Origin of the sequence: Cupriavidus necator (assembly GCF_016127575.1) — a bacterium.
Classification (GTDB): domain Bacteria; phylum Pseudomonadota; class Gammaproteobacteria; order Burkholderiales; family Burkholderiaceae; genus Cupriavidus; species Cupriavidus necator_D.
The window spans coordinates 2878734-2901664 of the sequence record NZ_CP066019.1 but is presented as its reverse complement, the minus strand read 5'-3'; the positions used below and the strand labels follow the sequence as shown (position 1 = coordinate 2901664).

21 protein-coding genes are annotated in these 22931 nt (G+C 66.1%); 14 read left to right on the top strand and 7 right to left on the bottom strand.

Features of this window, described 5'->3' with window-relative positions:
* The first annotated feature begins 611 nt into the window (after positions 1–611).
* From I6H87_RS32005 to I6H87_RS31990, 4 genes are all read left to right on the top strand, one after another.
* Entirely contained in the window at positions 612–1397 is a 786-nt protein-coding gene (locus tag I6H87_RS32005) for a GntR family transcriptional regulator (RefSeq protein WP_010811095.1), read from the top strand.
* A 110-nt stretch (positions 1398–1507) separates the two neighbouring features.
* Complete coding sequence (locus I6H87_RS32000) at positions 1508–2548, top strand: tripartite tricarboxylate transporter substrate binding protein (RefSeq protein ID WP_011616329.1); 1041 nt, start codon at positions 1508–1510, stop codon at positions 2546–2548.
* Positions 2545–3831 (top strand): 3-isopropylmalate dehydratase large subunit, encoded by a 1287-nt coding sequence (locus I6H87_RS31995; protein ID WP_011616328.1) that lies wholly within the window; start codon positions 2545–2547, stop codon positions 3829–3831. The genes I6H87_RS32000 and I6H87_RS31995 overlap by 4 nt, the downstream gene beginning before the upstream one ends.
* Before the next feature lie 47 nt (positions 3832–3878).
* Entirely contained in the window at positions 3879–4385 is a 507-nt protein-coding gene (locus I6H87_RS31990) for a LeuD/DmdB family oxidoreductase small subunit (protein WP_011616327.1), read from the top strand.
* A 7-nt stretch (positions 4386–4392) separates the two neighbouring features.
* On the opposite strand, the gene I6H87_RS31985 is transcribed toward I6H87_RS31990, so the two are convergent.
* Complete coding sequence (locus I6H87_RS31985; protein WP_011616326.1) at positions 4393–5088, bottom strand: phosphoribosyltransferase; 696 nt, start codon at positions 5086–5088, stop codon at positions 4393–4395.
* Positions 5089–5384: 296 nt separating this feature from the next.
* Between I6H87_RS31985 and I6H87_RS31980 the strand changes: the two genes are divergently transcribed.
* Positions 5385–5573, top strand: coding sequence for a hypothetical protein (locus I6H87_RS31980; protein ID WP_010811100.1), 189 nt, complete (start codon positions 5385–5387; stop codon positions 5571–5573).
* On the opposite strand, the gene I6H87_RS31975 is transcribed toward I6H87_RS31980, so the two are convergent.
* Positions 5552–6454, bottom strand: a complete 903-nt coding sequence (locus I6H87_RS31975; RefSeq protein ID WP_010811101.1) for a LysR family transcriptional regulator — start codon at positions 6452–6454, stop codon at positions 5552–5554. The genes I6H87_RS31980 and I6H87_RS31975 overlap by 22 nt on opposite strands.
* Positions 6455–6630: 176 nt before the next feature.
* Between I6H87_RS31975 and I6H87_RS31970 the strand changes: the two genes are divergently transcribed.
* Both I6H87_RS31970 and I6H87_RS31965 read left to right on the top strand, forming a co-directional pair.
* Complete coding sequence (locus I6H87_RS31970; RefSeq protein WP_081225744.1) at positions 6631–7089, top strand: nucleoside deaminase; 459 nt, start codon at positions 6631–6633, stop codon at positions 7087–7089.
* Positions 7082–8314: a cyanate transporter gene (locus I6H87_RS31965; protein ID WP_011616325.1), complete on the top strand. Its 1233-nt coding sequence runs from the start codon at positions 7082–7084 to the stop codon at positions 8312–8314. The genes I6H87_RS31970 and I6H87_RS31965 overlap by 8 nt, the downstream gene beginning before the upstream one ends.
* Here I6H87_RS31965 and cynS read toward each other — a convergent pair.
* Positions 8308–8751 (bottom strand): cyanase, encoded by a 444-nt coding sequence (gene cynS, locus I6H87_RS31960; RefSeq protein ID WP_010811104.1) that lies wholly within the window; start codon positions 8749–8751, stop codon positions 8308–8310. The two genes, I6H87_RS31965 and cynS, sit on opposite strands and share 7 nt — an antisense overlap.
* An 88-nt stretch (positions 8752–8839) precedes the next feature.
* Complete coding sequence (locus I6H87_RS31955; RefSeq protein WP_010811105.1) at positions 8840–8977, bottom strand: hypothetical protein; 138 nt, start codon at positions 8975–8977, stop codon at positions 8840–8842.
* Between the two features lie 487 nt (positions 8978–9464).
* Here I6H87_RS31955 and I6H87_RS34765 point away from each other — a divergent pair, with 487 nt between their 5' ends.
* From I6H87_RS34765 to I6H87_RS31940, 4 genes are all read left to right on the top strand, one after another.
* Entirely contained in the window at positions 9465–9587 is a 123-nt protein-coding gene (locus I6H87_RS34765) for a hypothetical protein (protein ID WP_010811106.1), read from the top strand.
* A gap of 49 nt (positions 9588–9636) precedes the next feature.
* Positions 9637–9954: a YXWGXW repeat-containing protein gene (locus I6H87_RS31950; protein WP_011616322.1), complete on the top strand. Its 318-nt coding sequence runs from the start codon at positions 9637–9639 to the stop codon at positions 9952–9954.
* A gap of 717 nt (positions 9955–10671) precedes the next feature.
* Positions 10672–11628: a LuxR C-terminal-related transcriptional regulator gene (locus I6H87_RS31945; RefSeq protein ID WP_010811108.1), complete on the top strand. Its 957-nt coding sequence runs from the start codon at positions 10672–10674 to the stop codon at positions 11626–11628.
* Between the two features lie 78 nt (positions 11629–11706).
* Positions 11707–12633, top strand: a complete 927-nt coding sequence (locus I6H87_RS31940) for a glycosyltransferase family 2 protein (protein WP_010811109.1) — start codon at positions 11707–11709, stop codon at positions 12631–12633.
* A 407-nt stretch (positions 12634–13040) separates the two neighbouring features.
* Here the strand turns inward: I6H87_RS31940 and I6H87_RS31935 are convergent, their stop codons facing one another.
* Positions 13041–13790 (bottom strand): phosphatase PAP2 family protein, encoded by a 750-nt coding sequence (locus I6H87_RS31935; protein ID WP_011616321.1) that lies wholly within the window; start codon positions 13788–13790, stop codon positions 13041–13043.
* Positions 13787–15040: a DegT/DnrJ/EryC1/StrS family aminotransferase gene (locus I6H87_RS31930; RefSeq protein WP_011616320.1), complete on the bottom strand. Its 1254-nt coding sequence runs from the start codon at positions 15038–15040 to the stop codon at positions 13787–13789. The genes I6H87_RS31935 and I6H87_RS31930 overlap by 4 nt, the downstream gene beginning before the upstream one ends.
* Positions 15041–15519: 479 nt before the next feature.
* Between I6H87_RS31930 and I6H87_RS31925 the strand changes: the two genes are divergently transcribed.
* Both I6H87_RS31925 and I6H87_RS31920 read left to right on the top strand, forming a co-directional pair.
* A complete protein-coding gene (locus I6H87_RS31925) occupies positions 15520–17559 on the top strand; it encodes a polysaccharide biosynthesis protein (RefSeq protein WP_011616319.1) in 2040 nt (679 codons plus the stop codon).
* A gap of 199 nt (positions 17560–17758) precedes the next feature.
* Positions 17759–18757, top strand: a complete 999-nt coding sequence (locus tag I6H87_RS31920; protein WP_011616318.1) for a GNAT family N-acetyltransferase — start codon at positions 17759–17761, stop codon at positions 18755–18757.
* A 92-nt stretch (positions 18758–18849) separates the two neighbouring features.
* Here I6H87_RS31920 and I6H87_RS31915 read toward each other — a convergent pair whose 3' ends face one another.
* A complete protein-coding gene (locus I6H87_RS31915) occupies positions 18850–21084 on the bottom strand; it encodes a polysaccharide biosynthesis tyrosine autokinase (RefSeq protein WP_011616317.1) in 2235 nt (744 codons plus the stop codon).
* 511 nt (positions 21085–21595) lie between these two features.
* On the opposite strand from I6H87_RS31915, the gene wbpA reads away from it, so the two are divergent.
* A complete protein-coding gene (gene wbpA, locus I6H87_RS31910) occupies positions 21596–22912 on the top strand; it encodes a UDP-N-acetyl-D-glucosamine 6-dehydrogenase (protein WP_010811115.1) in 1317 nt (438 codons plus the stop codon).
* Positions 22913–22931: the final 19 nt, after the last annotated feature.

The following is a 22931-nucleotide window of genomic DNA, read 5'->3' as shown; positions in this document are numbered from 1 at the left end:
CCTTGCGCATAATCGGTGCCAGCTGCGCCACCTGCGGCGCCAACTCCTTGTATTACAAGGCCCGCCCGGCACTCTGGCGGGGACTTTCCGCGGCTTTGCGCGACGCTTGCCGCCCTCGCCGCTGTGCACGGCAGACGACATGTCACACCGCTGTGACACGGCCACTCCCGGCCCACCTGGGGGGGTTCCGGGGTAGTCGGAAAACGCCTTATTTTTCAGGGTCTTATGCCGGCAGCCAGAATTTGCCCGAGGCGCGACCTTACGTATCGGGACTGAAACACGGCATCGAGGGTGCCGTCGTCGCCGCCCGTGTGGGGCATCTCCACATTGCTGCGGCGGCGCCCCGATGTCCTGTTCTCGCCGCACGGCACAACCCGCTCCACCGCACCGGCGTTGTCCATCCCAGCAAGGCATGCAGCGGCGCCAGACCGACTTCACCCGCGCTGGCGCAGCCAGCCAAGGGTCTCGGCACAGACGAGATGCATCGCTGCAACACCGCGCCGGCGCAGTTGTCCCGCAAGCGCCACTGCGGCTAACCATGCTAGGCTCTATGTCTGATTTAAAGTACATTAGAGGCATTACAGACTTGTCATCTCTCCGCAAGGGAAACCATGAGTGAAGCCGTCGTTCCCCTGTATCACCAGATTTACGTGGTATTGCGCCAGCAGATCGTGGAAGGCCGCTTCGGCCAGGGCCCCTTGCCGGGCGAGATCGACCTGGCCAAGCAGTTCCACGCCTCGCGCGTGACCATGCGGCGCGTGTTCGACCGCCTGGTGCAAGAAGGCCTGGTGCGCCGCCACCGCGGGCTTGGCACCTTCGTCAACCCGCATCCGGTGCGCCCGGCGACGGCGGCCGGCGAGGAACGCGGCACCAGCCTGCTCGACAACATCATCGACATGGGCCAGAAGACGTCGGTGAAGGTGATCTCGATCGACGAAGTCCATGCCACGCCCGATGTGGCCGAATCGCTGCAGATCGAGCCGGGCGATCCGGTGGTGAAGATCGTGCGCGTGCGCCACTACCGCAACCGGCCGCTGTCGCATATCACGGTCTACCTGCCCGCCGACCTGGGCCGGCCGATCACGCGCCAGTCCCTGGAAGAGCGGCCGGTGCTGCGGCTGCTGGAGGCCGGCGGCGTGAAGCTGGGCCGTGCCAGCCAGGTGCTGTCCGCGCGCCTGGCCGACGTGGTGGTGGCGCCGCTGCTGGACGTGCCGGTAGGCGGCGCGCTGCTGGCGGTGCGCCGCGTGGTCAAGGACGCGGCCGGGCGCCCGGTCCAGTTGCTGCTCGGCCAGTACCGCCCGGACCGCTATGAATACCGCATGGAGTTGTCGCCGGCCGGCGTCGACAGCGCCAACGTCTGGGTGGAAAGCGAAACCCGCCCGGGCCTGCGCGACTGACCCCGCGGACCGCCGCCGACTTCCCGCAGGCGGCGCAGCCAGGGATGCGCCACGTAACGTTCCGGGCGATACTGCGCATCTCTGATCACATCAAGCGAGGAGCCGTCGCCATGCCCGTGTTCTGCCTGGTCCCGTCCAGCCCGACCCGTCTGCCTTCGATCCCCCGCCGCGCCGCGGTGCAGCGCCTGGCCATGGCCAGCCTGGCCGTGTGCGCGCTGGCCCTGCCGCTGTCCGCCGCGGCCCAGGGGCAACCCCAGGTGGCCGGCGGCAAGCCGATCCGGATCCTGGTGGGCGCGCCCGCCGGCGGCACCACCGACACGCTGGCGCGCACCATCGCCCAGGAAATGTCCCAGGAGCTCGGCCAGCCGGTGGTGGTCGAGAACCGCCCCGGCGCCGGCGGCAATATCGCCGCCGACCTGGTCGCCAAAAGCGCGCCGGACGGCAGCACGCTGCTGATGAGCTTCACCAGCCACACCATCAACGCCACCCTGTACAAGAAGCTGCCGTTCGACCCGGTGCAGGACTTCACCCCGATCACGCTGGTGGCCACCGTGCCGAGCGTGCTGGTGGCCACGCCTAAGCTGGCGGCCAGCAATGTGCCCGAGCTGATCCGCCTGGCGCGTTCCGAACCGGGCAAGCTGAACTTTGCCATCGGCTCGGTGGGGTCGTCGCTGCATATGGCCGGCGACATGTTCAAGATGATGACCGGCACCTATATCGTCAACATTCCGTACAAGGGCACCTCGCCCGCGCTCACCGACGTGCTGGCGGGCCAGTGCGACCTGATGTTCGCCAGCACCATCAACGTGCTGCCGCATGTGCGCGCGGGCAAGCTCAAGGTGCTGGGCGTGACCAGCCCCGCGGCCCTGCCGCAGTTCCCGGGCGCGGCGCCGATCGGCGCCACCGTGAAGGGCTTTGAATCGAGCGCGTGGTTCGGCCTGTTCGGTCCGGCCGGCATGCCGCACGAAGTCACGCAGGCGCTGTACCAGGCCGCGCGCAAGGGGCTGGAAACGCCCGCGGTGCGCAAGCGCCTGGAGAACGACGGGGCGCAGCCGATGGGCACGCCGCCCGACGCCTTCGCCGCCTTCGTGAAGCAGGACGTCAGGCGCTGGGCCGCCGTGGTCAAGTATTCGGGAGCCTCGCCGGAATGAGCCATACTCCCGCCACGCTGGCGCAGAAACTGGTTGCGCGCGCCGCCGGGCTGGCGCATGCGGAGATCGGCACGGTGGTGATCTGCCGGGTCGACCTGGCGATGTCGCACGACTCCAGCGGCCCGCGCCGCGTGGCGCCGCTGTTGGAAGAGCTTGGCACCGGGGTCTGGGACCCGTCGCGCTATGTGGTGGTGACCGACCATTTCGTGCCGGGCGGCGATGCCCAGGCCGAGTCGATCCTGCGCTTCACGCGCGACTGGACGCGCCAGTCCGGCGCCCACTTCATCGACGCCGAAGGCATCTGCCATGTGGTGCTGCCCGAGCGCGGCCATGTGCTGCCGGGCCGCCTGATTGTCGGCGGCGACAGCCACAGCCCCACCGGCGGTGCCTTCGGCGCCTATATGTTCGGCGTGGGCGCGACTGAGATGGCCGGCGTGCTGGCCACCGGCGAGATCTGGCTGCGCGTGCCCAATACCATCCGGCTGCAATGGGACGGCCAGCTTGCAGCGGGCGTCTGCGCCAAGGACATGATGCTGTTCCTGTGCGCGACGCTCGGCATGGGCGGCGGCCGCTATGAGGCGCTGGAGTACACCGGCAGCGCCGTCGCCGCGCTGCCGATGCAGGAGCGCATGACGCTGGCCAACATGAGCGCCGAGCTGGGCGCGCAGACCGGCCTGGTGGCGCCCGACGCGGTCACGCTCGGCTGGCTGGCCGAGGCCGGCGTGCCGGCGCAGACGCTGGCCGCAATCGACCTGGCCCACTGGCGCACGGACCCCGATGCACCGGTGCTGGCCACACACCGCTTCGACGCCGCGGCACTGGTGCCGCAGGTGGCGGCGCCGCACTCTCCGGCCAACAGCGCGCCGGTAGACCAGGCCGCCGGCGAGCCCGTGCAGATCGCCTACCTGGGTGCCTGCACTGGCGCCAAGCTGGAAGACCTGCGCATGGCCGCGCGCGTGCTGCGCAGGCGCCGCGTGGCAGCGGGCGTGACCCTGCAGGTGGCGCCGGCCTCGCGCCGCGACCAGCTGCTGGCCGAGCAGGAGGGCACGCTTGGCATCCTGACCGACGCCGGCGCCACGCTGCTGCCCAACGCCTGCGGCGCCTGCGCCGGCTATGGCGCGGCGCGCTTCCCGGCGGGCAGCCGCGCGATTGCGTCGACGGCGCGCAACTTCTCCGGGCGCATGGGCGATGCCGGCAGCGCGGTGTGGCTGGGCTCGCCGATGACCGTGGCCGCCAGCGCCGTCACCGGCCGCATTACCGATCCGCGCACCCTGCTGGAGTAACGCTGCGGACCTGACTTCGTGCCCGCCTGGCGGGACAGACTTCTTGCATGACCCCTGCTATCGCCCCCGACCCCACTGGCCGCCTCTGGCGCTTCGGCGACAACATCGACACCGATGCCATGGCCCCCGCCGTGCTGATGAAATCGCCGCTGCCCGTGCTGGTCCGGCATTGCCTGGCCTCGCTGCGCCCGGAGTTCCCCGGCAGCGTGCGCCCCGGCGACGTGCTGGTGGCGGGTGCCAACTTCGGCATCGGCTCCTCGCGCGAGCAGGCGCCGCAGGCGCTGCGCGCGCTCGGCGTGGGCGCCGTGGTGGCGCAGTCCTTCGGCGGGCTGTTCTATCGCAATGCCATCAACCTGGGCCTGCCGGTGCTGGTCTGCGCCGACACCTGCCGCCTGGCCGACGGCGCGCACGCGGTGCTGGACCTGGCGACGGCACAGCTGCGCCTGGACGACGGCAGCCTGGTCGCGTGCGAACCCATCCCCGACTTCCTGCGCGCGATCCTGGCCGCCGGCGGGCTGGTGCCGCACCTGAAGGCGCGCCTGGGCAAGGGCTGAGCGAACCTCAGCGCGCAGGCGGCGGCGCCGCCGCGCGCAGCAGGGCCAGCGCCTCTTCATCGCTGGTCTGGGAGAAATCCAGGTAGAAGGCGCCAACCGCGCCGAAGCTGGGGGGCGTGTTCAGGCAGATCACCTCGTCGGCCGCGGCCGACAGGCTGGCCAGCCCCTGCTCCGACCCCACCGGCGTGGCCGCCACCACCCGCGCCGCCCCGGCCATGCGCACGCCTTCAAGCGCGGCGCGCATGGTGGCGCCGGTGGCCACGCCGTCATCGACCACGATCACCGTGCGCCCGGCGCGCTCCGGCACCGGCGCACCGCCGCGATAGCGCCGCTGGCGCCGCGCGATCTCGTCGAGCTGGCGGCCGCGCTCGGCATCGAAGCTGCCGCTTTCCACGGCGCGGCGCGCCCAGGGATCGTCATTGACCACCGTGTGCGGGCCGCCGCCGCCGGCATCGCCCTCCACCACCGCGCCCAGCGCCAGCTCGGGATAGCCGGCAGCGCCGATCTTGCGCACCAGCAGCACGTCCAGCTGCGCGTCGAGCGCGCGCGCCACCTCGAACGCCACCGGCACCCCGCCGCGCGGCAGCGCCAGCACCAGCGCGGGCTGGCCCAGTTGTGCGGCGCCAAAACCCAGTTCGGCCAGGCGGCGGCCCAGGTACTGGCCAGCCTCGCGGCGATCGGTAAAGCATGGAGGCAACGACATGGCACGCTCCGGAAGGTCAGCGGCACTCAGGCCCGCGCTGCCCGCAAAGCAAGCGGCGCAGGCAACCCTCAGCCAATATAGACCCTGCCGCGGACGGCGTTGGCGCAAGTCGCCGGCGGCAGCCAGGCGCTCGCAACGCCGGGCAAGTCGCCCCGATTGGGCGCGATTGCGCAACAGTGTGTTCAGGCTGGGGTGGCTGACTGCGCCGCGCTGCAGCATTAGCATGGCTGCACGCGTTGACAACGCCGATCCGCAGTTGCCGGGTGCAGTGCCCGACCCTTGAGAATGAGCCTGACATGACTTCGCCATCCAACACCCGCGCCGAGCTTGCGCGCCCCGACCATCAGTCCGCCCCCGAAGCCGGCCCCCTGGCCGCGCCCGACATCCCGTTCGGCTCGCTGGAAGCCGCGGCAATGGCCGAGCTGCCATACACCTTCCGCCCGGCCGGCACCTGCACCCGCTACTACAACGAGTTCTTCGGCTGATCCGCGGGCGGCGCGCCCGACCCCATCACGGTCTCGCATAGCGCGGCCAGCCGCGCGGCCATGTCGCGCGCCGCGGCCGGCAGGTCCGGCTGCGCGTGCAGGCTGAGCTCGACGTCGGGCACCGCGGCGGGCCAGCCGCCGTCCTCCAGCACCTGGTGCTGAGCCGTGGCCAGGCGCCGCGGCAGCAGGGTGACGCCCAGGCCGTCGGCCACCGCGGCCAGGATGCTGGCCAGGCTGGCACTGACAAAGGCCACACGCCAGCGCCGTCCGCCGGCGTCGAGCGCGTGCGTCATCTCGCCGCGGTACAGCCCGCCCACCGGAAACGCCACCAGCGGCACCGGGTCGCGCGCCACCGCCGGACGGCTGCGGCTGTCGATCCAGCACAGCGGCTCGGGCCAGCTGGCCAGCCCCGGCGCCTGCCCGACCCGCTGCTTGACCAGCACCAGGTCCAGTTCCCGGTCCTGGAAGCGCTGCCACAGCTCATGGCTCATGCCACTGGTCACCTCCAGCCGCATGCCAGGCCAGTCATCGGCAAACCCGGCCAGCACCGGCGTCAGCGGCCGCGCGGCAAAGTCCTCGGGCACGCCGATGCGGATCTCGCCCTGGCCGGCGCTCTGGCGCAGCTGCCCCACCGCCTCGGCCATCAGCTGCTGCAGGCGGCGCGCGTAGCCCAGCAGGCGCTCGCCCTCGGGCGTGGTGGTGACATAGCGGCCGCCGCGGTCCAGCAGCACGCAGCCGAGCTGGTCTTCCAGCCGGCGCACCTGCTGGCTGACCGTTGACTGAGTCAGGTGCACGCGCTGCGCGGCGCGGGTAAAACTGCCGCTTTCCGCCACGGCGACAAAGCTCTGCAGCAGTACGGGATCGAGGCGAGGGTCCTGCATGGCCGGTTATCCATTAGTTTCTCCACTGCCGGCGATTTCATCATTTAATTTCCCAATTACCAAGCCCCGGCGTACAGTTGCACGCTGCCCCGGCCCGCGTCCCACAACTGCCGGGCAAGCCCCACGAAGACCCATGCCGCCCGACTCGCGAGCATGCACTCACTTCTTTGCCAACCATGACCACTCACCAGGAATTCATGCGCGAGGCGGTTCGCCTTGCCGCGGCCAACCGTGACCGTGGCGCGCGCCCTTTCGGTGCCGTGCTGGTGCTCGACGGCGAGGCCGTCGCCACCGGCGTCAACGACATCGTCCACAGCCACGACCCCACCACCCATGCCGAGATGGAGGCGGTGCGCGCCGCCGCGCGCAAGCTGGGCCGCCCCGACCTGCGCGGCAGCGTGGTCTATGCCAGCGGCCACCCCTGCCCGATGTGCCTGGCGGCGATGACCATGGCCGGCGTGCAGGCGGTCTACTACGCCTTCGACAACCACGATGCCGCGCCCTACGGCATGTCGAGCGAGGCCGCCTACCAGGCACTGCGCCTGTCGCTGAACCCGCCGCCGCTGCCGCTCACGCGGGTGGCGGTCGACCTCTCTGCGGCGCAGCTCTACGGCCCGCGCGCGCCCCGTGGCTGAGGGCGCGCGCGGCACCACCCCGCGCTGGCTGGTGCTGGCCGCGGTCGCGGGCATCGGCCTGAACCTGCGGCCGTTCCTGACCGCGGTGGGGCCGCTGGCCCCGGCCATCCGCAGTGGCACCGGCCTGAGCTACCAGGGCATGGCCTGGCTGACCTTGCTGCCGATGCTGCTGATGGGCGCGGGCGCGTTCTTCGGGCCGGCCATCCGCGAGCGGCTGGGTGCGCGCACCGCGGTGCTGGGCGCGCTGGCCTTGCTCGGTGCCGGCTGCGCGCTGCGGCTGGGCGTGGCGGACGGCACCTGGCTGATCGCCTCGGCCGCGCTGTGCGGGCTGGGCGTGGCCGTGGTGCAGGCCGCCTGCCCGGGCCTGGTCAAGCAGGAATTCCCGGGGCGCGTGGCGCCGGTGATGGGGCTGTACTCCGCCGCGCTGATGGGCGGCGGTGCGCTCGGCGCGCAGCTGTCGCCCTACGTGACGGCATTGGCCGGCAGCTGGCGCGATGCGCTGGCGCTGTGGGCCGTGCCTGCGCTGGCAGCATTGGCGCTGGCCTGGGTGGCATTGCCGCGCACCGCGGCGCGCGGCCCCGCGGTGCCGGCAAGCCGCCCGGCGAGGGCAACGCGCACGCTGTTGCGGCGTCCGCGCACCTGGCTGCTGATGGCCTGCTTTGGCGTGATGAACGGCGGCTATGCGTCGCTGGTGGCGTGGCTCGCACCGTTCTACCAGGACCACGGCTGGAGCGCTTCGGCGAGCGGGTCGCTGGTGGCGCTGATGGCGGTGGCGCAGGCCGCCGCGGCGCTGCTGCTGCCGGTGCTGGCCGCGCGCAGCCTGGACCGCCGCGCCTGGATGGCGCTGGCACTAGCCATGCAGGTGGCGGGCTTCGGTGGACTGGCGCTGTGGCCCGACGCCGCGCCGCACGCGTGGGCCGTGATCGGCGGCGCCGGCCTCGGTGGCTGCTTTGCCTTATACCTGGTGGTGGCACTGGACCACCTGCCGGACCCCGACAGCGCCGGCGCGCTGAGCGCCCTGATGCAAGGCGGCGGCTTCCTGCTGGCGTCGCTGGCGCCCTGGATCACCGCCATGCTGCACGAACGCACCGGCGGCTTCGCCGCCGGCTGGTGGTACCACCTGGCCTGCGCCGCGCTGGTGGGCGTGCTGACCATGCGCCTGGATCCGGCGCGCTATGGCGTGTCGCTTGCGCTGCCGCCCGTGCGCGCGGTCGCCCATCAGTAAGTCTTGTAGGGCAGGAACTTGCCCGACATCTCGATGCGCACCCGGTCCCCATTGGGATCGGGCTCGCGCTGCAGGTCCATGCGGAAGTCGATCGCGCTCATGATGCCGTCGCCAAACTCTTCATGGATCAGCGCCTTGAACGTGGTGCCGTACACGCTGATGAGTTCGTAGAAGCGGTAGATCAGCGGATCGGCCGGCACCTGCGTCGGCAGCGAGCCCTTGTACGGCACCTCGCGCAGCCAGGGCTCGGCCTCGGGCGGCAGCCCGAACAGCTCCATCACCGCGCGCGCGCCGGCGGCGTCGAATGCCATCTGGCCCAGGCACGCCGCGGTTGTCCATTCCTTGCTGCGGCCGACGCGTTCGGCCACCTGCGCCCAGGCAATGCCGCGGGTGACCTTGGCTTCGATGATGAGGTCGGTGACGTCGCTGCGGTTCATGCTGACTCCATGACAGTGGTAGGTTGGATGGAACCACTCGGACTGCCACGGCGGCAGGGTAGTCATACCACCCCGGCGTCAGCCCATGTCAGCGTGTCAGCGCGGGTTCGACGATGGCCGCGGCATCCGCGGGCGCCATCTCCTGCGGCAGCGCGAACAACGCCGCGGCGGGCGGCGACAGCCCCTGCAGCCATTGCAGGGCAAGCACGATGAGCATGACCGGCATGACGCCTCCTTCAAGCACACGAGGCCACTTCCGACTGGTATAGCCCATGGCGCAAGCTTCATGCCATTTCCGCCCCACCGATTTGCGCGACTGAACGCACCGTGATGGCGCCGCGACGCCACCAGTGCGCCCCCAACCGGGCCATGCCGAGGCATCGCGCACCGTTGCAGCGTACCCGTTTCTGCGTGCCCGGCCAGGCCGCCCACAAAGGGTGCGGCGCCTGCTCCGGGATCCGTTGCCTTGCGAGAATCATTTCCCGTGTAACGTCACATTACCTCCAACCCGGCACGCGCAGGCCACGCCATGGACCTGCCGCCATGCGCGCAACGCCTTGATACGCAAGGGCTTCCGGGATGCCGCGCGCCCGGTGCGGGGCTGCGCCCGCTGCAAAACCCCTTGTGAGACAGCCTTACAAGTGCAAGCACGCGCAGCGGGGCTGGCTCGCTACATTGAAGCCATGTCCAACGCGAACCCGCCAGGAGCCCATATGAAACGCGCCCTCTCGCTGCTGGTGCTGCTGTCCACCACGGCCGCACTGCTGTCCGCCTGCATCGTAGTGCCACCGCGCGGCGGCCCGCCGCCGCGCCACCACCACTACGACCGCTATTGACCGAGCCAGCGGCTTCGAACCGCTTCCAACCGCCCCAAGGAGAATCCACATGAAACGCCAGCTCCTGATTGCCGCAGCCGTCCTCGCCACGGGCGGCACCTTCGGACTGACCGCCCCCGCCGAGGCTCATCCGGTGGCGGTCGCCCACGGCTATGACCGTCCGCCCCCGCCGCCGCGCTATGAACCGCACCCCGCCGCGCGCCGCGGCCAGGTCTGGGTGCCGGGCCACTGGACCGCCACCGGCGGGCGCTACGACTGGCGCGCCGGCTACTGGAAGGCGCAGCGTCCAGGCTACCGTTATGTGCCCGAGCGCTGGGTGCGCGGTCCGCACGGCTGGGTCATGCATCCCGGCCACTGGGCCCGCTGACGCCTGCGCGGACGAACCTGCCGGCCGGCCCCGGGCCCGCCACCCTGTCCTCCCGGCAGGCGGTGGCAAGTCCGGCGCAGGTCGGTGCAGCCGGCGCCGCAGCGCTCATCCCGAGGTGGGAGACGTCTCTCATCCAGAAGCACTAGGCCATGCGCCCGACCTGCCTGAAAATCAGGCAGGCCTATTTCGAAAACACATATGAAAGCGGCGTTTCATGATTGGAGCAATCCGCCGCAGATATATTACCGATACCCCACGATGGGGTTAAGAATACTACTTTCAGGGGGTACAGATAATGCTATCTGTTTCAATGCTGCAACCAAATTAAATCCCGATGTCACATCCGTGAAACCTCCTGGACCCCGCATCAGCGCGGCGTTTGCGGAACCTGGACCGGTGCGTTCGGATGATTTTTGAAAGGATTATGTATGTCCTTTCATTCCCACCCACACTCGTACCAGACCGGCTCGCTTGCATTCCATTCAACCAGCCCATAAGATGAATTTAAGCCGATTTAGGAGCGAGAATCTTTCGGGTTCGGGTTCGGGTCAACCTTCCAGCCACCGACAAGTTCCATCCAGAAAAACGGGACTGCCGGAGCATGGAAGCATGGGGGTCAGACAAGCAGCCAGTCGCCGCAGGTGACTGCTGTCCTGCAATGCCCTCCATACGCAAAGCGCCCCGCATTCCGCCCCCGAGTAACGGGGAGTGAAGTCAATGAACGCGTTGCTGATCGAGGAGCATCCACTGCTCCGGCTCGGGCTGTTGCAGATGCTCGAGAACATCCAGGAGTCTGCCCAGGTTGCCGCCATTGCGCCCGCGGACATCGCCAGGCTGGACACCCGGCACCACAACGCAGACCTGCTCGTATTCGGCATGCCCGCCGATGTGGGGTCTGGCTGGCCGCAGCTCGAACAGGCCCGCGAAGCACTGTCGCCGCAACGCATCCTGATCCTGGCAGACATCTTGCCATTGCATGTGCCCAACGCGGACAGCGCCCGCGGCGTCTGCGGCTGCCTGCCGAAATCCGCTTCGCTGGCGGTGATCGAGGCGGCCATCCGGCTGGCGGTGTCAGGCGTGCAGGGGCTGCTGTTCTCGGCCGAAACCGGCTCGATGCCGTCGGCGTCGCGTTCGGCCATGCCGGCCGTGCAGTCGCTGGCCTCGGCCGCGCCGCTTCCGCTGAACCCTGCGCACGCGCTCACAGGCGAGCAACTGTCGCTGGTGGCATGCGCCGGCACGCCCGGTGCCGCACGCACCACCGTGGCGGTGCGCGACCTCACCGGCCTCCGGCCGGGGCAGCCGCTGTCGGCCCCGGCTGCCACCAATGCAGCCCCGCTGGTCGAGGAAGAGCCCAGCTACGACGAAGCCGAAATGCTGAAGATCACGCCGCGCCAGTACGAGGTGCTGGTGCTGCTGGCACGCGGCTACCCGATCAAGACCGTCAGCCGCATGCTCAATATCTCGGTGGCAACTGTCAAGAGTCACGCCTGCACGCTGTACCAGCGCCTGAAGGTACGCAACAAGGGCGAGGCCGTCTATGCCGCCCTGCAACGTGGCGCGACGCTCGAGTGGGTCAGCGGCGATGAACGCTTCACGCGCGGCAGCACCGCGCGCCCTGTGGTTGCGTCCCGCACCGGCGAAGCCGCGCTCCAGGCCGCCAGCCCGGTGCTGTAGTTCAGGACCTTGCGCCGCGCCCGCACCAGACGGGCCGGCGCAGGTGTCTGCCATCTGCCGAACATTGGAGGGGTCACCATGCCGGCAAGCTCGTTCCTGCCCACCGTTTCGGTGTGCATCTACACGTGCGACCATCCCGAGCAGCTGCGGCACACGCTGCAATCGGTCGCTGATTCCACCATGCCGGCGCACCAGCTCATCGTCACGGATGACAGCAGCGGCTACGACACGCGCGAGATGATGCGCCGGGACTATCCGGACATCACCTATCTGGAAGGCCCGCGCCGCTCCAGGGCCGCCAACCGCAACCGCGCCCTGCGCGCGGCCACCGGCTCGCACGTACTGTTCCTGGATGACCAGACGCTGCTGGGCGCAACCTTCCTGCAGCAGATGACCGAGTCCGTTGCCGACGACCATCTCCGGCGGGCCACGGCCGGCTGCGCGACGCCGCTCATCCTGACCGGGACCGAGGTCTGCCAGGGGCGGCGCGGCGTTCCGCGCAAGCCGGCGTTCCTGGGCCACCCGACGCTGGACTACCGCCGCGGCGAGCGCCTGTGCTCGGTGCTGTTGCACAGCGCGGTGTTCCCGCGCGAGCTGTTCGAGAACCTGTCGTTCGACGAGCACCTTGCCGTCGGCTACGACGACCTGGAACTGGCCGGACGCGCGGTGCAGGAATTCGGCTACCGCATCGAGATGGTCCCGAGCGCAGTCAACCAGCGCTTGCCGTCGGTGTCGGCCGACCGGCCATGCTCCGCCAGCGACGCCTCACGACTGTATGTGGCCTGCCGGCGCTATGACCATGGCCCGCAGCACCCACTGAAGACGGCAGTGTTCCTGCTGTTGGCCCTGCCGCACGACCTTGCGCACCATCTGCGCGCAGCGGGTCTGCGCGGCGCCGGCACCTTCTATGACACGGCGACTTGCCTGTGGCAGCTGCTGCGCGGCCCGCGAGCCGCCGGGCGCCAGGGTGCCGCCGGCCTCGGCGCACCGCTGCCGCGCGACTGACAAGCGCACAGGCCCGGGGAGCGTACCCATTTCTGCGCTGCCCGCCCACGCGTGCGCGGCGGCGCACCTACTCGAGGGGTGAGGCGGCCAGCGCCGCGCTGGAATGGTTCAGGGTAGACGAATGCACGACACGCAGCGTGCGCTTCCGCGGAGGCAACCCCGCACGGCGCGAGGCGGTCAGCGGCCTGCCAAACGGCCGGCGCGGCGTTCTGCCCCGGGCACGGCAGGCGCCAGCCCGATACGGCCCCTTGCATATGCGGCCTACCTCATCTCTACCTGATTTTCGTCGGTGCAAAATACCAGATAATTAATGATACTAATGTGCAACCTGTTCTGCCCCACATCACCGCTGTTGTAAGGAATAAAACTGCCATTTTCTGTTTTAAACTGATGATGAGAGTGCCCAATCATGTAGTTTGCGTCGAGAGCAAGCTTGGTGTCCGGGTAGATGTTCCTGTTTTCGATGGTGTGAGTAAACGCGGCGCCTGCCGGCCCCGCTTCGACAGGCACGACCGCTTGCGCACGGTGATGCGGGTCTCGCCCGTCACCGGATCGGCGTCGATCTGCCGGTAATGCCGCACTGTGCCGTCCTGCCACGGTGCCGCGTGCTCCCACATTGCGGCCTTGACCGGGTACAGCAACCCGCGCACATTGACAAAGACGAAGGCGCCGATGCCAAGCGCAGCCACCAGCACGATCTGCGGCGCCGGCCCGCGGATACGGATGCCCGCATTCAGCCACGCAACCGCCAGCCCCACCGCACCACCCAGCAAGGTCTCGGACAGCGTGTGGTAATTGCCGGACACCAGTTTCACCGCCATCGCGAGCCCCAGCGCCAGTCCCGCGAACCAGCCGATGCGTGCCACGCGCGGGCTCAGCGCCGAACCCAGCAGCATCAGCAGCACCGGATACGTCGCCGCGGTCAGCATGGCGTGGCCGCTGACACTGTACAGGCCGAGCTGCGGCAGGTACCAGCCGCCGTAATCAAACGCGAACTTGGCAGCCCCCACCAGCGCGGCGCCAAGGCTGAACGACACCAGCCATCGCAGCGCGCTGCGCCATGCGCCCCCCACGGACAGCGCTAGCGCAATGACCAGCGCAACGGGCACCAGCAAGGTAATGGTGCCAAGCTGGATCAGCGACGGCCAGTGCATCATCGCCGCATGGCGCCCGCGCAGTCCTGCGCCAGGCCGGGCACCACCCCGCCGTCGGCGTCCCGCCCGGCACCGGTCGGCAGCGTTGCACGAAGCATGACCTCGCGCAGCACCTGCGCAGTCAGGGCAATCTCGGCGTCGGTCAGGGTGGGATGCACCAGCAGCATCAGGCTGTTTTCACCCAGCAGCCTGGCGTTGGGCAACCGGTGCGGCGGGCGCCAGCCCGTGTAATCGAACGCCTTCTCGAGATAAGCCTCCGAGCAGCCGCCCGCATAGCAGGGCACGCCGCCTGCCTGGATCTCGGCCACGATGCGGTCACGGCTCCAGCCATCCCTCAGCCATTCCGGGCGGACGAATGCATAGAACTTGTACCAGGCTGATTGTGCATCCGGTGGGCAGGCGGGCAACCAGACCGCAGCACATTGCCGAAGCGCGCCGGCAATGACCTCCGCATTGGCAGTGCGCTGCGCTGTCCATTGCTTCATGCGCGCAAGCTGGATGCGCCCGATCACCGCCTGCATTTCTATCATGCGCCAGTTCGTCCCGAAGGATTCGTGCAACCACCGGAATCCCGGGGGGTGCTGACGCTCATAGACAGCGTCCCAGCTCTTGCCATGGTCCTTGTACGACCACATGCGCAGCCAGAGGTCCCTCGCGCTGGTCGTCACCATGCCGCCCTCGCCGCCGGTGGTCATAATCTTGTCCTGGCAGAAGGACCATGCACCCACGTCCCCGATCGAGCCGACCGAACGCCCTTTGTAGCGCGCACCATGTGCCTGGGCACAATCCTCGATCACCTTGATGCCGTGCTCGCGCGCCAGCGCCATGATCGGGTCCATGTCGCAGGGTATGCCGGCAAGGTGCACGCATATGACGGCTCGCGTCCTTGGCGTCAGAACCTTGCTGATCGTCACCGCGGAAAGATTGCCGCTCGCAAGATCGACGTCTGCAAATACCGGCTTTGCTCCCGCATTCACCACGCTTGAAATGCTGGCGATGAATGTTCGCGGCGTCACCACGACCTCGTCGCCAAGGCCAATGTCCAGCGCCTTCAGCGCGACATCGAGCGCAAGTGTCCCGTTTGCCAGCGCGATCGCATAGGGCGTCCCGGCCCACCTGGCGAATTCCTCCTCGAACTTCCGGCATTCAGAGCCGGTCCAGTAGTTCACCCGGTTCGACAGCAGCACCTTCTGCACGGCAGCCGCCTCGTCGGCAGTGAAACTTGGCCAGGGAGAAAAACTGGTATCCAGCATGGTGGTCCACCTCAGTAATGAAAGTCGGAGCGGGTGCCCTGCACGAACCCGACCGGGTACCGGGAACGCATCCATCTAACCAGACTTGCATGGGCAGGTGAAGGCCGCCATGTGGCCTGGATCACTCAACTAAGGCGCAAAGGGCGCGGCGGGCGCCACGCCCTTTGCGCCACCTGCCGCTGCGTACGCAAACCCACGCTGCTGCGTTGCCAGGGACGCACCAACAACAATAATTGTTTCAGTCGGGAATGGTGTCGAAAGCACCCAGTCGCTGACGGGTAAACGGGCAAATCGGAAGCCTCTGAAAGGGCATGTCCCTTCCAGAGGCCACCAGCCGGTGGAGCTGCCCATAGAAGAAGCCTTAAGACAATGCATAACCGTGCGCAACCTTCTTTGTCCGCCCCGCAAATGGGGCGTCCCTATCGCAGCCTGGTCGCCGCCAGGCCCCTGCCCGTTCTGGTGCGCGGAGGTTCCGGCCAATGACCAAACCGCTCTCGCGCTGGCTGATTGCCCTGCCAAGACGTCGCAAAGTCGCGCTGATGATTGCGGCGGACCTGCTTGCGCTGCCGCTGTGCTTTGCTTTCGCACTATTCCTGCGCGCCGGCAACTTCGAGTTGCTGGCACAGTACGGCATCACGCCGCCGCTGATCATTGCCGCCTGCACGATTCCCGTGTTTTCGCTCAGCGGACTGTATCGGACCGTCGTCCGGTATTTCGACCTGAAAGTCCTTTGGACCACCGGCACCAGCCTGGCCGGCATCGTCGGACTCACCTATGCGCTGTCGTTCCTCATGCACCTCGACCGGCTGCCTCGCACCGGCCTGCTGATCTACTGGTTCATCGCCTTTTCCTATGTCGTGATCTCGCGCTTCGTGGCGCGCGCCTTGCTGACGCGCACGCGGCAGAGCCTGCTGGCCCGCAACGAGCGCGCCAGCTTGCGCGTGGGGATATTCGGCGCCGGCGAGGCCGGCTTCCAGCTCGCCATCGCCATGCGCGCCAGCCTGGGCCACAAGGCCGTCTGCTTCTTCGACGATGACTTCGCGCTGGAGGGCAAGGTCGTTGCCGACCTTCCAGTCCATCACAGCAACCACGTGCGCAAGGAGATCCAGCGGCACGCCATCAATGAAGTCGTACTGGCCGTTCCGTCCCTGCCAATCGAGCGCCGCCGCCAGATCGTCGACAAGCTGCACCGCTATTCGGTCAGCGTGCGCACGTTGCCCTCTCTTCTCGAGCTTGTGGATCGCAAGATCACCGTGCAATCGATTCGGGATATCAGCGTGGAAGACTTGCTGGGCCGTGACATCGTCCCGCCACGGGTAGACCTGTTCGCCAAATGCACGCAACGCAAGACGGTCATGGTGACCGGTGCGGGTGGCTCCATCGGCAGGGAGCTGTGCCGTCAGATCGCTTCGCAGGAACCCCAGCGCCTAATTCTCTTCGACCACTCCGAATATGCCCTCTACGCGATCGAACAGGAACTGCGCCAGCGCTACCCTGACCTGCAGATCACGGCGCGGATCGGCTCTGTGTGCGACGCCACTGCCGTGTCAGCCGCACTGCGCGGCCAGCAGGTCGACACCATCTATCACGCCGCCGCCTACAAGCATGTGCCGCTGGTCGAAAAGAACATGCCCGAAGGGATCCGCAACAATGTGCTGGGCTCCCTGACCATTGCCGATCTGGCAGACCATTTCGGCGTTCAGACCTGCGTGCTGGTTTCCACCGACAAGGCGGTACGGCCCACCAACGTGATGGGCGCCAGCAAGCGCATTGCGGAACTCGTTTTCCAAGCCGCAGCCACGCGCCCCAACACGCGGACAACGTTCGCGATGGTGCGCTTCGGCAATGTACTGGGCTCATCCGGGTCCGTGGTACCACTGTTCCGCAAACAGATCCGTGAGGGCGGGCCCGTCACGATCACGCATCCGGACGTCATCCGCTTCTTCATGCTGATCCCCGAAGCAGCCCAGTTGGTGATCCAGGCCGGCGCGATGGCCAAAGGTGGGGAAGTCTTCGTGCTGGACATGGGCAAGCCCGTCCGCATCATCGACCTGGCCCGCACGATGATCGAGATGTCCGGCCTGACGGAAAAGACGCGCAAGAACCCCGCCGGGGACATCGAGATCAAGGTCGTGGGGCTGCGCCCGGGAGAGAAGCTGTTTGAAGAGCTCCTCATCGGTGGTGAGGTGACGGCCAGCGAGCATGAGCGCATCTTGTGCTCGAACGAACCGCTCATCGCGGAGGCAGAGTTGCACGAGATGCTTGAGCGCCTCTTTGCCGCCTGCGATACCCGTGACGAACTCGAGATCCAGACCGTCATTCAGAGCCTGGTAGTCGAGTACGCGCCGTACAGCTCACTGGAGTCGCCGGGCCGCAAGGTGGCGGCGCCCTCGCAGCGGGAGCCGAGCCAGCCGTTGCAGCATGCACTGCGCGGGGTTGCATCGCGCCAGCAGCCGCCCCCGGAGATCGGCACCGACCCGCAACTCGCAACACTGTCGAATTCAAGCAAGGCGAGCTGAAGCCGACCGGCATGAGCCAGTGCGAGCCAATCCTGCGTTCGCTGACACACGCGGGCCCGTTGCGACCGCACTACCACGCGGGAATAATTCCTTTAACGAAAAAAGGAAGGCCTCGCAGGCAAATGCTGGGGCCGCCAGGGGCAATATCTCAAGGCGAGTGTTTCTGAGAGAAACCAACTATGGAGCGTTGTGAGGAATCATGAGCCAAACCAAGCCCGTGCCAGCTATCACCGCTGAAAGCGAGACCAGGAAGGCATATCGCACCATATGCTCGGAAAATCCGCAGATAGCGATCTCATCCAAAGACTGGTGGCTTGACTCGGTCTGCCAGAATGGCGAATGGGACGCGGCGATTGTCATGAAGAATAACAAGCCAATTGCCGCACTCCCTTACTACACCGAACGCAGGGGGCCACTCATAATTCAAAGGATGCCAAAGTTGACGCAAAGCTTTCAGCTCTGGCTAAATTATCCGTCGAATATATCCGAGCACAATCGCATTGATTTTGAAATGGAGGCAGTCAGGGAAATCGTGGCACTGCTCCCAAAATCACATGTCGTTAGCTTCAATATTCATCATTCCCTCAGAAATCTATTGCCATTCTATTGGAAAGGATTTTCCGAGGCTGTACGTTACACTTACGTTATCGATGACATCGCCGATCTGGACGGTGTCTTCAGCCGGTTCAACAGCGCCGCGCGCAACAAGATTCGCAAAGCAGAGAAAATTGTCAAAACACGCTTCACCAATGATGTATCAGAATTCTACGCCATCAACAAAAAGACCTTTGATCGCCAGGGCATGAAAATGCCATATTCCTTTGGCTTTATAGAAAGACACGACCAAGCCTTGCTGGAAAGAAATGCAAGAAAGATTTTCATGGCCGTCGACGATGACAACCAGATACATTCCGCGCTTTATTTAACGTGGGACCAGAAGTCCTCTTATGTCCACATGGTCGGCGAGGACCCGAAGCTGCGCACAAGCGGTGCCGGAATAAAACTAATCTGGGATGCCATTCAATATACCCGGAACGAGTTGAAATTAAACTGCCTTGATTTCGAGGGCAGCATGATTCAGTCTGTTGAATCGGTGAGAAGAAGCTGCGGAGGACAGCAACGCACGTTCTCCAACATCTCAAACCGGTTGTTCGCAGCATTACATATGGCTCGCGGTGTATTTCGCCAGGCAAAATAACAGCCAGAACCGTTGCGCAGAACTCGTGGCCGCCAGGAGACGGATTGGCAAAAAGTTGCGCTACCTGACGCCGGGTGCCCCACGTGCCGCGCTCAGGCCTGCTTCGCCGCGCAGCGGTACTCGTTGAGATAGCGGTACTTGCCGTAGTGATTGTGCGAGCGATACCAGCGGCCCTGGACGTGGGGACCGTTGAACAGCACGCCCTCGACCTCGGCACCCGCCCGGCGGATCGCCTGTTGGGAGGCCCGCAGCTCGCCCGCGGTTGTCATTTCCGCGCGCGCCACCAGAAACACCGCGTCTGCCTTGCCGGCGAGAATGCCGGCGTCGGCAGCAGCCAGTACCGGTGGCGTATCGATCACAACCAAGTCATAGCGCGACCTCAGTGCATCGAGCAGGGCGCCCATGCCCGCGCTCTGCAGCATGTCGGCCGCGTGCGGTGCTTCCATACCGGTCGCGATGAAATCAAGGCCCTTCACCACCTGACGCCGCAACGCCCGGTCCGGCGGCATGCCCATCAGCACGTCGGCCAGACCGGGGCTGCGCTGCACGCCGAAGCAATGGTGCAGGCCACCGCGGCGCAGGTCGGCGTCGATCAGCACCACGCGGCAACCGCTGGCGGCAATGGCGGCTAGGTTGGCACAGATGAAGGACTTGCCGACGCCCGGCGACGGGCTGCTGATCACAACGACACGGTTGTCGCTGCCTGCCAGCGCGGACTGCAGTACGGTGCGGAAAATGCGCAGGCTCTCCATGGCAGGATCCTTAGGCATCACGCGCGCCAGCAGGCCCGCATCCTCCATGCCCGCCGACTGCACCTGTGCCTGCTGTGCGCTGAAGGGAATGGTCGAATAGACGGTCATGCCAGTCTGTCGCTCGACCTCGTCGGCGTCGTTGACGCCGCCATCCAGCGAGTGGCGCGCAATGATCACCAGTAGACCCGCAAAGAGGCCGAGTACTATGGATAGGCCGGTGATCAGTGGGCGGTTGGGACTCTCCGGCTTGACCGGCACGCCGGCGGGATCGACCAGGCGTGCGGTACCGACCTTGCTGGCCTTGATCAGCTTGAGGTGCTGGATGTCATTGAGCAGGGACTGCAGCATTTCAGTGCTGACCTTGACATCGCGCATGAGGCGCAGCACGTGCTGCTCGACGTCGGGAAGCTTCTGGATCTGCCCGGCAATGGCATTGATCTGTGCGTTGAGACGACCGATCTGGCCATCGATGGCTTCAAGTGCCGGGTGGCCGTTGGTAAAGCGCGTGGCCAGCTCCTGGCGCTGCCGGTGCAGCTCCTGCAGCCTGGTCTGGATCTGCATCGACTGAACCAGGACCAGCTTGGATTCCTCGCCCAGGTCGATCGTGCCGCGCTGGCTACGCATCGCGTTGTAGCGGGTTTCGGCTTCCTCGACCTGCTCTCGAAGCTGCGGCAATTGCTGCTCCAGGAAGGCGAGTGACTTCTCCGCTTCGGCGGCTTTGCGGCGAACGTTCTGGTCGACGTACGCACCGGCGATCTCATTGAGGATGGCCGCGATCATCGTCGGCGAATTGCCATTCAACGATACGCCGATCACGCCGCTCTCCTTTCCGCGCTCAGAGATCATCAACTGTTCTTGCAGCCTGGCAATGGCGGTGGCGCGTGGCAGGCGGCGCAGCACAAATTTGCAGCCGGCGCGGCCATCGAGATGGCTGACCAGCAGGGTAACCGTGCCGCGTCCCGTAGCAATCTTCAGGGGCAAGCCCACGGTGCCCGTCACCTTGGTATCGTCGCTGTCAAAGGTGACACGGAACTGGTTGCCCCCCAGCGCGGTGAGGTAGATCTTGCTCCCCTCCATCTGCGGCGGTACTTCGAGCCGGGCCACGCTGATCGATTCCTTGCCCCACGCGAAGCCGCCCCAGCCGAACAGGCCGGGCGTGGACAGGCCGGAACTGAAGCTTGCGAGGCCCCGGCCGATCAGGGGGAAATAGCGTGCTGCGGCCTCGATATCGAGGCGCAGGTCGTCAACCGCCTTTCCTACCACCATCCGGGACCGCAGCAGTTCAATCTCCGCCGCTGCAACCAGCTTGGCGTCGAATATCGGCGAGATGTTGGTTGCCAGCCTGCCAGCGCTGGCATCGCCATTGATGTCTTCCACTTGCACCAGGATGTCGGTGCGATAGAGAGGCGTCGCCAGGAGGGCATAGAGCATTCCGACACAGATGAACATGCCTGCCACAGCGAGAAAGGTCCAGCGGTAGCGCAACAGCACATCGACATGGACGGTCAAATCGAGCGGGTCGCGCCCCTCGTCCCCGGCATCCGGAACGCTGCCATGCATGTTAACGACTTTCATGTTCCCTTCCTGTGACGATGGCTGGCACTACCCCTTTGCTCATTGACCAGATAGTACGGATACACGCTGACGCTGGTGCGCTCTTGTTTACTGCGCATTGCGTCATGCAAGCTGCTCACGCATTCGCCGCAGCACCCATCCCACGATAGCCGCATCCTAGAAAGCCATGTCGCCGGCATCGGTGCGCCTTCGCACATTGATTGGAAGTGGCCCGTCGCATGCAGTCTGGTGCGGCACGGCTCCATCGATTGGACGATAGCCGTCAGAACGATGTCGCTTTCGACTTCGATTCCATTAGTGTTGGCAGCGACATCTGGGCACGCCGGAATTAGCGACAGGAAATGGTTCATGTAATTGCCCGCATATGTGTGGGTCACAACAGTCTTCACCCGTCTGGAGATATACGGACTCCTACAATCGATAACACGGGTCATCCGCCCAGCTCTGTCATCTCGTCGCCGGTCCGACCTTATCGTCCTCTTCGATTCACCACAACGAAGCAGATTCCACCATGCCGAGCCCAATCGCCAAAGACCTCATCGACCGGATCAAGAACCGGGAGTCCATTATCGGCATCGTCGGCCTGGGCTATGTCGGCCTGCCTTTGATGCTGCGCTACTGTGCGATTGGATTCCGCGTGCTGGGTATAGATATCGACGGGAACAAGGTCGACAAACTCAATGCCGGCGAGAGTTATATCGAGCATATCCCCGCACGCGGCATTGCCCATGCCCGCGAGACCGGATTTGAGGCGACTACGGATTTCGAGCGCGTGGGCGAGTGCGATGCAATCATCCTGTGCGTGCCGACGCCGCTCAACAAGCATCGCGAACCCGACATGAGCTTTGTCATCAATACGACGGATGCCATCAAGAAGTACCTGCGCATCGGGCAGGTGGTATCACTGGAAAGTACCACCTACCCCGGCACAACCGAGGAAGAATTGCTGCCGCGCTTGCAGGAAGGCGGGCTGGAGGTGGGCAACAACATCTTCCTGGTCTATTCGCCGGAACGCGAGGACCCGGGCAATGGCAAGTTTGAAACCCGCAGCATTCCCAAGATCGTCGGCGGACAGACGCCGGGCTGCCGCAAGGTCGGCATTGCGCTGTATGAAGCGGCGATCGACCGTGTGGTGCCGGTCAGTTCGACCAAGGCGGCCGAGATGACCAAGCTGCTTGAGAACATTCATCGCGCCGTGAACATCGGCCTGGTCAACGAAATGAAGATCGTGGCCACGCGGATGGGGATCGACATTTTCGAAGTCATCGATGCCGCCTCCACCAAGCCATTCGGTTTCACCGCGTACTACCCGGGGCCGGGCCTGGGCGGGCACTGCATTCCCATCGACCCCTTCTACCTGACCTGGAAGGCCCGCGAGTACGGCTTGCATACCCGCTTCATTGAGTTGTCGGGCGAAGTCAACAAGGCCATGCCAGAATATGTCGTCGCCCGGCTGACGGAGGGGCTGAACCAGCAGGGCAAGGCGCTCAAAGGCTGCCGGGTTCTGGTGCTGGGCATTGCCTACAAGAAGAACGTCGATGACATGCGCGAGTCTCCCTCTGTCGAGATCATGGAACTGATCCGCGCTCGGGGCGCGACGGTCGCATACAGCGACCCGCATGTCCCCGTGTTTCCGAAGATGCGCGAACACCATTTCGAGCTATCGAGCGTGCCGCTTGACGGCGAATCGCTATGTGGCTTCGACGCCGTGGTGCTGGCCACCGATCACGATAGCTTCGACTATCTTCTGATCCGCCAGCATGCAAAGCTCCTCGTCGACAGCCGCGGCAGGTATCGCTCGCCAGAAGCCAATGTTGTCAAGGCCTGAGCATACGGGGAGCGCTATC